The following is a 9124-nucleotide window of genomic DNA, read 5'->3' as shown; positions in this document are numbered from 1 at the left end:
CAAGCCTCGGGCTGGCGCCGCTGATCGTGAAGGAAATCTTCCACATCATCAACGACCTGCGCAAGACCGGTGTGGCGACACTGCTGATCGAGCAGAACGCACGCGCGGCGCTGCAGGTGGCGGACTATGGGTATGTGATCGAGACGGGGGACATGGCGATGGAGGGGCCGGCGGCGGAGCTGGCGGCGAATCCGAAGGTGATCGAGACGTATCTGGGGCTGGCGAAGAAGGCGGCCTAGGCCTTATTGATTGWCGGAATTTATACGACGAATAATAACTGGCATTTCCAGTCATTACTATTTGTGGATTGGATGGCAAGAAGCCGGACCCCACAGATGCGTTCTTGATCCATGGTTAGCGCAGCGATAGGTACGCTATATATCTATGGAAAGAATGTAAATGCATATACGAATTGGCGATCAATTCGTTGTGTAGATATCCGCGTACCAAGAGGCGAGTGACTATTCGGCGAACAAAAATAATTTACAGAATTTTTCCTTCTGTTATTTGTCTGGTGAATTTTCCTGATTGGCCTGCAGCACGTCGGGATCATGCGCCGCCATGCCAAGTAGCCACGCACGAAACTTGGCAAATGCGGGATGGTCCCGCCTCTCCCTCGGCGCACACAGAAAGTACCCCCGCGTCAGCCTGATCGGCAAATCGAACGGCGCCACCACGAGCCCCGCGGCAATCTCATCCCGTACCAGACAGCGCTGCAGTACGGCCACCCCCATGTCCGCCTTGACCGCCTGGACCAGAATCGAGACCTGGTCGAAGCCCGTGGCAAGCGCCGGCGCAGCACTGGGTACGCCTGCCGCATACAGCCAGTGTTGCCAGTTGGCAGGGGCGGTGGTGTGGTAGAGCAAGGGTTCTTGCAGCAGTTCTGCCGGCTCGGACCATCGTCCAGCCTCATGGCGGGCGCGGGCCCGGTCGGGATGACAGATGGGTACCATCTCGCTGCCGATCACGTAGTCGCATTGCAGGCTTGGCCAGCGGTCCGGGGTGCCGGCCAGGATTGCAGCATCCGGCGCCGGGCCTGTGAAATCCTCGTTGCGCCGGTACGGCACAAAGTCCAGGCGGATCTCGGGGTAGCGACGGTGGAAATCCGGCAGCCTTGGTATCAGCCATACGCTGGCCAGCGTGGGCACCGCGGACAGCGTGAGGTGATGCTGACGGTCGCGAGAGAGCAGGGCGGCGCTGGCGTGCTCAATGGCTGCCAGCGGGCCGGCCACCGAGTCGAGCAGTTGCCGGCCGGCATCCGTCAGGGTCAGGCGATGCGCATTGCGCTGGAGAAGGGGCTGGCCAAAGTGCGATTCGAGACGGGCAATGGCGCGGCTGATCGCCCCCTGGGTGACACACAGATCCTCGGCCGCACGCGTAAAGCTGCCCAGCCGCGCGGCGGCGGCAAAGGCATGCAGTTCGGACATCGAGGGCGAGCGTAGCCGCATTGGGGGAGGGCGGAGCCGAGAATGAGCTTTGGTAATGCAACCGTGCAATATAGTCGTTTGTGCGGACCCGGTAAACTGCCGACACTTGGCCACCTTCCCATATAACTCCAAGGAGAAAACCCCATGATCCGAGCCAGTTTGCCGCGCCGGCATTTTGTCCTGTCCTGCCTGGCGGCATGCGCCAGCCTCTCTGCCGCTGGCGGCGCGTTCGCGCAGGCCAACTATCCGAACCGCCCGATCCGCCTGGTCGTACCTTTTGCCGCGGGCGGTTCGACTGACCTGTCGGCGCGCCTGGTGGCGGAGTTCGGCGGCCGTGAACTGGGCCAGTCGATCGTGGTGGAGAACAAGGGCGGTGCCGGCGGCTCGCTTGGCATGGAGCAGGTCGCGCGCGCGGCTCCGGATGGATATACCATCGGCATGGCTACCGTCAGCACGCACGGTTCCAACCCGGCCGTGTACCCCAAGCTGAATTACGACCCGATCAAGGATTTCGCGCCAGTCACCAATGTGGTGGCGATCCCCAGTGTGTTCGCCGTGCATCCGAGCGTGCCGGCCAAGACCATGCAGGAGTTCGTTGCCCTGGTCCGTGCCAACCCCGGCAAGTACAGTTTCGCTTCACCGGGCGCGGGTTCGCTGGGCCATGTGAATATCGAGAACTTCATGATGCTGGCCAAGATCGACCTGCTGCACGTACCTTACAAGGGCGCCGGCCTGGCACTCAACGATGCGGTGGCGGGGCAGGTCAATGCGATCACCGACAACCTGTCGTCCACGCTGCCCCACGTGAAATCCGGCCGGCTGCGCGCGCTCGCTGTGCTGGGCGCAGTTCGTTCACCGCAGTTGCTCAACGTGCCGACCTACGCGGAACTGGGCTACAAGGAGATGGGGGATGGCGGCTGGTTCGGCATCGTGGCACCCGCGGGCACGCCGCCGGCTATTGTCGAGAAGCTCAACAGCGCCATCCACAAGGCCATGCAGAACCCGGAGTTCAAGCGCAAGGTGGAAGAGTCCGGCGGCACGCTCGTGCCGACCACGCCGGATGGCTTCAAGGTGCAGATCCAGCAGGCCATGACGCGCTATGCGCGCGTCGCCAAGGCCGCCAATATCAAACTGGATCGATTGCATGAATGATAGCTTCGAACCCTTTGTCCAGTCCGCGCCGCAGGCTCAGGCCTTGCCGCTGGTTTGCGATTCGCCGCACAGCGGCACGTGCTACCCGCAGGACTTCGGTGCGGCCATCCCGCGGCAGCGCCTTCGGAGCGGCGAGGACACCCACGTGGAATCGCTGTGGGAAGCCGTGCCGCGGATCGGCGGCACGCTGATTGCTGCGAATTTCCCCCGCGTCTATATCGATCCCAATCGTATGTTAGACGATCTGGATCCTGAACTGCTGGATGGCGCCTGGCCTGAGCCGCTGGCGCCAGGTGAAAAGACGCGCCTGGGCTATGGACTGATCTGGCGCAATGTGGATGCGGCCACACGGATCTACGACCGCAAGCTCTCGCTGCAAGAGGTACGCGGCCGGATTGATCGATACTACCGCCCTTACCATCAGGCACTATCGGCGGCGGTGGAGGAGGCCTACCAGCGCTTCGGTGCGGTCTGGCATCTGAACCTGCACTCGATGCCGAACAACGCCTATGAGCGGCTCAAGATCCAGAGTCCGCGTCCACTGGCGGACTTCGTGCTGGGCGATCGCGACGGCACGACCTGCGAGCCGGATTTCGTCGCACTAGTGGAATCCGAATTGCGGGCGCTCGGCTATACGGTGGCGCGTAACGATCCGTACAAGGGCGTGCAACTGATAGCGCAAATTGGGCGCCCCGCCGAGCGGCGCAACAGCTTGCAGATCGAGATTCGCCGACCGCTGTATATGGATGAGGCAACGCGCGAGCGCAGCACCGGGTTCGGCCAGGTTCAGGCGGATCTCGGCCGACTGGTCGAACGCATTGCCAGCTACTTGCGAGAGCAGGGCGGGGCATGATGCGTAGACGTTAATCCAGTCAGTATCCAAGCCGGGCCATCGCGCCCGGCTTTTTTTGTTTCACGTGGAACACACCCGAGTTATTCATGCGGCATGTTTCACGTGAAACATGCCGCGGCGCAGGGACGCCACAGCGAATGCCGCTATAATTCGGCATCCCGATTCATTTCCCGCCAGCCTCCCGGAGGAGGCGCCTCCATGCTTTACCCAAAAGAATTCGATGTCATTGTTGTCGGCGGCGGCCACGCCGGCACGGAAGCCGCGCTCGCCGCGGCTCGTATGGGCTGCCAGACGCTGCTGCTGAGCCATAACATCGAGACCCTTGGCCAGATGAGTTGCAATCCGTCGATCGGCGGCATTGGCAAGGGCCATCTCGTCAAGGAAGTGGACGCAATGGGTGGTGCCATGGCGGCTGCCACGGACGAGTCGGGCATTCAGTTCCGCATCCTGAATTCCAGCAAGGGCCCGGCCGTTCGCGCCACCCGTGCTCAGGCCGACCGCGTGCTGTATCGCAAGGCGATCCGTACCCGGCTGGAAAACCAGCCGAACCTCATGCTGTTCCAGCAGGCCGTGGATGACCTCGTGGTGGAGGGAGACCGCGTGGTCGGTGCCGTCACTCAGGTTGGCATTACGTTCCGCGCGCGCGCGGTTGTGCTGACCGCCGGCACCTTCCTCGACGGCAAGATTCACGTGGGGCTGGATAACTACACCGGCGGACGTGCAGGCGATCCTGCGTCGGTATCGCTGTCCGCGCGGCTGAAGGAACTCAAGCTGCCTCAGGGCCGCTTGAAGACCGGTACGCCGCCGCGCATTGATGGCCGCACCATCGACTTCTCCGTGATGGAGGAGCAGCCCGGCGATCTCGACCCGGTGCCTGTGTTCTCCTTCCTGGGCCGTGCCGAACAGCACCCGCAGCAATTGCCGTGCTGGATCACGCATACCAATAGCCGTACCCACGATATTATCCGTGGCGGCCTCGATCGTTCGCCGATGTACACCGGCGTGATCGAGGGGGTAGGGCCGCGCTACTGCCCCAGCATTGAAGACAAGATCCACCGCTTCGCCAGCAAGGACAGCCACCAGATTTTCCTGGAGCCGGAAGGGCTGACGACCAACGAGTTCTATCCCAACGGGATCTCAACCAGCCTGCCGTTCGACGTGCAACTCGCCTTGGTGCATTCGATCCGTGGCATGGAGAACGCGCATATCCTGCGCCCTGGCTACGCCATCGAGTACGACTACTTCGATCCGCGTGCCCTGAAGGCCTCCCTGGAGTCCAAGGCGATCCGCGGCCTGTTCTTCGCGGGGCAGATCAACGGCACCACCGGCTACGAGGAGGCGGCGGCCCAAGGCCTGCTGGCCGGTATCAATGCCGGGTGCTTCGTGAAGGAGCGCGAAGCCTGGACTCCCCGGCGGGACCAGGCCTATCTTGGGGTTCTGGTCGACGATCTGATCACCCGCGGGGTCTCGGAACCGTACCGAATGTTCACCAGCCGCGCGGAGTTCCGTTTGAGCCTGCGCGAAGATAATGCCGATATGCGATTGACCGAGGCTGGTCGGGCGCTTGGCGTTGTCGACGATGTGCGCTGGGATGCATTTAACCGGAAACGCGATGCTGTTTCACGTGAAACAGAGCGATTGAAGGGGACCTGGGTCAATCCGAGCCTGCTGCCCGAGGCGGATGCGGTGCCGCTGCTCGGCAAGGCGATCGAGCGCGAGTACAACCTCGCCGACCTGCTGCGCCGTCCGGCCGTTACGTACGACGCACTGATGGCACTGCAGGATGGCAAGTTCGCGCCGGCCCAGCCGCTGGATACCGATCCCCTGCTGGTCGAGCAGATTTGCGAGCAGATCGAGATCGGCATCAAGTATCACGGCTACATCGCACGCCAGGCTGCGGAGGTGGATAAGCTGGAAGCCAACGAATCCACCCGCTTGCCAGAAGACTTCGATTACACCGAAGTGCGCGGCCTGGGCATTGAGGTCGGCCAGAAACTGAACCAGCACCGCCCGGAGACACTCGGCCAGGCATCGCGTATTTCCGGCGTGACGCCGGCGGCGATTTCACTGTTGCTGGTCCATCTGAAGAAAAAGGGCATGGGGCGTACCAAGTCCGGCTCCAGCCAAGAGGCCGCCTGAGTGAGGAACCAACGTTACACCGCCGTGGACGATGCCGACCAGCGCCGTCGGCTGGAAGCCGGCCTGTCCGCCATCGGGCTGGCTCTCTCCGCGCCACAGATAGACCAGTTGTTTGCCTACCTCGCGCTGCTGCGCAAATGGAACGGCGTCTATAACCTGACCGCCATCCGTCATCCTGACGAGATGCTCACCCACCACMTGCTGGATTCGCTGGCCGCTGTGCCGGCGTTGGCGGAGGCGGCGCGCGCCGCCGTGGTGGAGGAGGGCGCGCGCCGCCGGGTGCTCGACGTGGGTTCGGGCGGCGGCATGCCCGGCCTGCCGCTTGCCATCGCCTGTCCCGATGTATCGGTACTGATGGTCGACATCGTGCAAAAGAAGACAGCCTTCCTCACGCAGTGTCGGGCACAGCTCGGATTGTCCAATTCCGCTGCCCATTGGGGGCCGGTCGAGAAGCTGGAGGACAACAAGGGCTATGCGGTGATCACCTCGCGCGCATTTGCAGAGTTGAGCGATTTCGTCTCGCTCGCCGGCCACCTGCTGGCGCCGGGCGGCAAGCTGATAGCAATGAAGGGCGTTTATCCCCAGCCCGAGATCGATCGCATGGAAGCGGCCGGGCTGATGGCACAGTGGCAGGTCGAGGCAATCCCGCGCCTGACCGTGCCGGAGCTGGACGCAGAGCGTCACCTGGTGGTGCTGTCGCGCCGCTGACCCGGCCGGTGGTTGTCGCCGGCGCCCACCCCCGGCAGGTTGAAATCAAGCAGGAGCAGCAGGAGCTTATGGCCAAGGTATTCGTGATCGCAAACCAGAAGGGCGGCGTCGGCAAGACCACCACCACGGTGAACCTTGCCGCCGGGCTGGCGGCACAGGACCAGCGCGTGCTGCTCGTCGACCTCGATCCCCAGGGCAACGCCTCGATGGGATCCGGCATCGACAAGCAGTCGCTCGAACACAGCGTCTATCAGGTGCTGGTCGGGCTATCTACGGTGAAACAGGCGCGCCAGCACTCCGAGTCCGGCAAGTACGATGTGTTGCCTGCCAACCGTGAACTGGCCGGTGCGGAAGTAGAGCTGGTCGAGCTGGATCAGCGCGAGCGCCGGCTCAAGAACGCCCTTGCCGAAGTCGATGACGAGTACGATTTCGTGCTGATCGATTGCCCACCCTCGCTCTCCCTGCTGACCCTCAACGGCCTCTGCGCCGCCAACGGCGTAATCGTGCCGATGCAATGCGAGTACTTCGCGCTGGAAGGGCTGTCCGATCTCGTCAACACCATCAAGCAGGTGCACGCCAACCTCAATCGCGACCTGAAGGTGATCGGCTTGCTTCGTGTGATGTTTGATCCACGTGTGACATTGCAGCAGCAGGTGTCAGCCCAGCTTGAGTCGCATTTCGGCGACAAGGTGTTCAAGACCGTCATTCCGCGCAATGTGCGGCTGGCGGAAGCACCGTCCTACGGCGTACCCGGCGTGGCCTTCGATCCGTCCTCCAAGGGCGCCAAGGCTTACCTCGACTTCGGCGCGGAAATGATCGCGCGCGTCAAGCAACTCGGCTAAGCGCCGGGCCTGAGATTCACGTATACAGGATACCGAGATGAGCACCGTGAAGAAGAAGGGCCTGGGCCGCGGACTGGAAGCCCTGCTGGGTGGGCCGGCCGAAATTGTCGATGCCGTCAAGCAGGAGGGCGCGCCTTCGGTGCTGCGTCTGGACCAGCTCCAGCCCGGCAAGTACCAGCCGCGCACGCGCATGGATGAGGGTGCGTTGCAGGAGTTGGCCGCGAGCATCCGCTCCCAGGGTCTGATGCAGCCCATCCTGGTGCGCCGCGTGGCCGAGCCGGATCGCTACGAGATCATTGCCGGGGAGCGGCGCTTCCGCGCCTCCAAGATCGCCGGGCTCGACGAGGTGCCGGTGCTGGTCAAGGACGTGGCAGACGAAGCCGCCGCCGCGATGGCGCTCATCGAGAATATCCAGCGCGAAGACCTCAATCCGCTGGAAGAAGCGCAAGGCATCATGCGCCTGGTGCGCGAGTTCAATTTCACGCACGAGCAGGCGGCGGAATCGGTAGGGCGCTCGCGCAGCGCGGTATCCAACCTGCTGCGTCTGCTGAACCTCGCCCAGCCGGTACAGACCATGCTGATGGCGGGCGATCTCGACATGGGGCACGCGCGCGCGTTGCTACCCGTCGACGGCGCCAACCAGATCACGCTCGCCAATCAAATCATTAATAAGCGATTGTCGGTGCGCGAGACCGAAAAGCTGGTAGCCTCCACCCTCAAGCCCCTGGACCTCAGGTTGCAGAAACCAAACAACGGCGCACCGGCGCGCGACGTGACGCGCCTTGAGGAAGAACTATCCGACGTGCTTGGCTTGCCAGTGCAGATCAAGCTGGGCACCCGCGGCAAAGGCCAGCTCACCATTCACTTCACCAGCAACGATGCGCTCGACGGTGTGCTGACACGCCTGCGCGAGCCCGGCGAGAGCCAGTCTCCCGCCTGAGTGGGCTTCCCGAAAATAGTGCGCGATTAACGGCCGGGCTGCGTGGTTTTAGTGCCACGGACCGGCCGCGATGATCCCTTCGTAAGCGCCACGCAAGGGCGTTAAACGACCATGGTGCGCCGCTGTCCCAAGGCGCTTCAATTACTTGGCGCGTTATTGGAGGCAGTCGGTCGCGCGCGCACTATGGGCGCGTGGAGATTGCAAGCGGAATGCGGACTGTTGCAAGGAGTCTGTAAGCAGATTGACTCGCATGGTGCATTCCTCGTAAAATCGTGCGGTTTGAATTCCGGCCGGTCCAGAAAAGTTCCGGGTCGGATTAAACAACAAGCAGAGGCAATACGCAGGTGGTTTCAGATCGTCATGATGCTGGTCAGGATAAAGACCGGCAGCCGCGTAACGCACCTAAAGTCGCACGTAATGCAGCCTGGGAAACCTGGGAAGACGACGAGGCGGAGCGCGAGGAAGAGGCGGTCGATCCGCTGTCGCGCGTCGAGGCGGAAACGCTGTTCGGCGAGCGCGCGCTGCGCCCTTCGCGCATGACGCCCGGCAGGGTCGTGCTGGCGCAGATGGCGGTTACTGTTTTGTCGGCCATTGCCTGGCGACTGTTTGCCGGCGGTAACGCCGGGGCGGCGGGTTGGTCCGCACTATTTGGTGGCACGGTATGTTTCGTGCCCAGCGGCTTCTTCGCCTTGCGCCTCTGGATGTCGCGCGAGCGTCCCTCGATCAGCGGGCTTGTGGTCGGCGAGGCGATCAAGGTGTTTGCCACCGCCGCACTGTTTGTGCTGGTGGTGGTGCTGTACAGCGAGTTGCGCTGGGTTCCGATGCTGGTCACGTTCCTGCTTGCGCTCAAGACCTACTGGGTGGCGCTGGCGATTCGCTGAGGGTGTGCCTCAGGGCAAAGTGGCCAGGCGCAGTAGATCGAATAAGTGTGCTTCCTGTCGAAGTGGGGCACGAAAACAGAATATCAAGAGTTTTTTGGCGTGGCGCGTCACAACAGTGAAGCGCGGCGCAGATAAGGTTCAAACGAGCTTGCCCGCGGTGACCAGCAAATCATGCTGAAGGC

8 protein-coding genes and 1 pseudogene are annotated in these 9124 nt (G+C 62.7%); 8 read left to right on the top strand and 1 reads right to left on the bottom strand.

All coding sequences use genetic code 11. The features are described 5' to 3' along the window. Window positions 1-239: pseudogene (locus tag AC1DKD_RS35315) on the top strand (ABC transporter ATP-binding protein); the annotation flags it as partial. A gap of 264 nt (window positions 240-503) precedes the next feature. Here AC1DKD_RS35315 and AC1DKD_RS35310 read toward each other — a convergent pair. Continuing rightward, window positions 504-1448: a LysR substrate-binding domain-containing protein gene (locus AC1DKD_RS35310; protein ID WP_441632213.1), complete on the bottom strand. Its 945-nt coding sequence runs from the start codon at window positions 1446-1448 to the stop codon at window positions 504-506. 123 nt (window positions 1449-1571) lie between these two features. Here AC1DKD_RS35310 and AC1DKD_RS35305 point away from each other — a divergent pair, with 123 nt between their 5' ends. The 7 genes from AC1DKD_RS35305 to AC1DKD_RS35275 all read left to right on the top strand — a co-directional run bounded on the left by AC1DKD_RS35305 (window position 1572) and on the right by AC1DKD_RS35275 (window position 8942). Continuing rightward, a complete protein-coding gene (locus tag AC1DKD_RS35305) occupies window positions 1572-2579 on the top strand; it encodes a tripartite tricarboxylate transporter substrate binding protein BugE (protein WP_477144317.1) in 1008 nt (335 codons plus the stop codon). Next, window positions 2572-3432 (top strand): N-formylglutamate amidohydrolase, encoded by an 861-nt coding sequence (locus AC1DKD_RS35300; protein WP_441632217.1) that lies wholly within the window; start codon window positions 2572-2574, stop codon window positions 3430-3432. Before AC1DKD_RS35305 ends, AC1DKD_RS35300 begins: the two co-directional genes overlap by 8 nt. A gap of 198 nt (window positions 3433-3630) precedes the next feature. Next, window positions 3631-5571 (top strand): tRNA uridine-5-carboxymethylaminomethyl(34) synthesis enzyme MnmG, encoded by a 1941-nt coding sequence (gene mnmG / locus AC1DKD_RS35295; RefSeq protein ID WP_441632219.1) that lies wholly within the window; start codon window positions 3631-3633, stop codon window positions 5569-5571. Continuing rightward, a complete protein-coding gene (gene rsmG / locus AC1DKD_RS35290; protein WP_477144316.1) occupies window positions 5572-6279 on the top strand; it encodes a 16S rRNA (guanine(527)-N(7))-methyltransferase RsmG in 708 nt (235 codons plus the stop codon). It begins immediately after the preceding gene. A 68-nt stretch (window positions 6280-6347) separates the two neighbouring features. Continuing rightward, window positions 6348-7121, top strand: coding sequence for a ParA family protein (locus tag AC1DKD_RS35285; protein WP_035873008.1), 774 nt, complete (start codon window positions 6348-6350; stop codon window positions 7119-7121). Between the two features lie 37 nt (window positions 7122-7158). After that, the gene (locus AC1DKD_RS35280; protein ID WP_441632223.1) at window positions 7159-8061 is read left to right on the top strand and encodes a ParB/RepB/Spo0J family partition protein; all 903 of its coding nucleotides are present in this window, start codon (window positions 7159-7161) and stop codon (window positions 8059-8061) included. Between the two features lie 344 nt (window positions 8062-8405). Then, on the top strand, window positions 8406-8942 hold the full coding sequence (locus tag AC1DKD_RS35275; RefSeq protein ID WP_441632225.1) for an ATP synthase subunit I: 537 nt from the start codon (window positions 8406-8408) through the stop codon (window positions 8940-8942). The last annotated feature ends 182 nt before the right edge of the window (window positions 8943-9124 follow it).

Source organism: Cupriavidus sp. 05T313, assembly GCF_056396665.1.
This window is presented reverse-complemented; position numbering and strand designations above follow the sequence as displayed.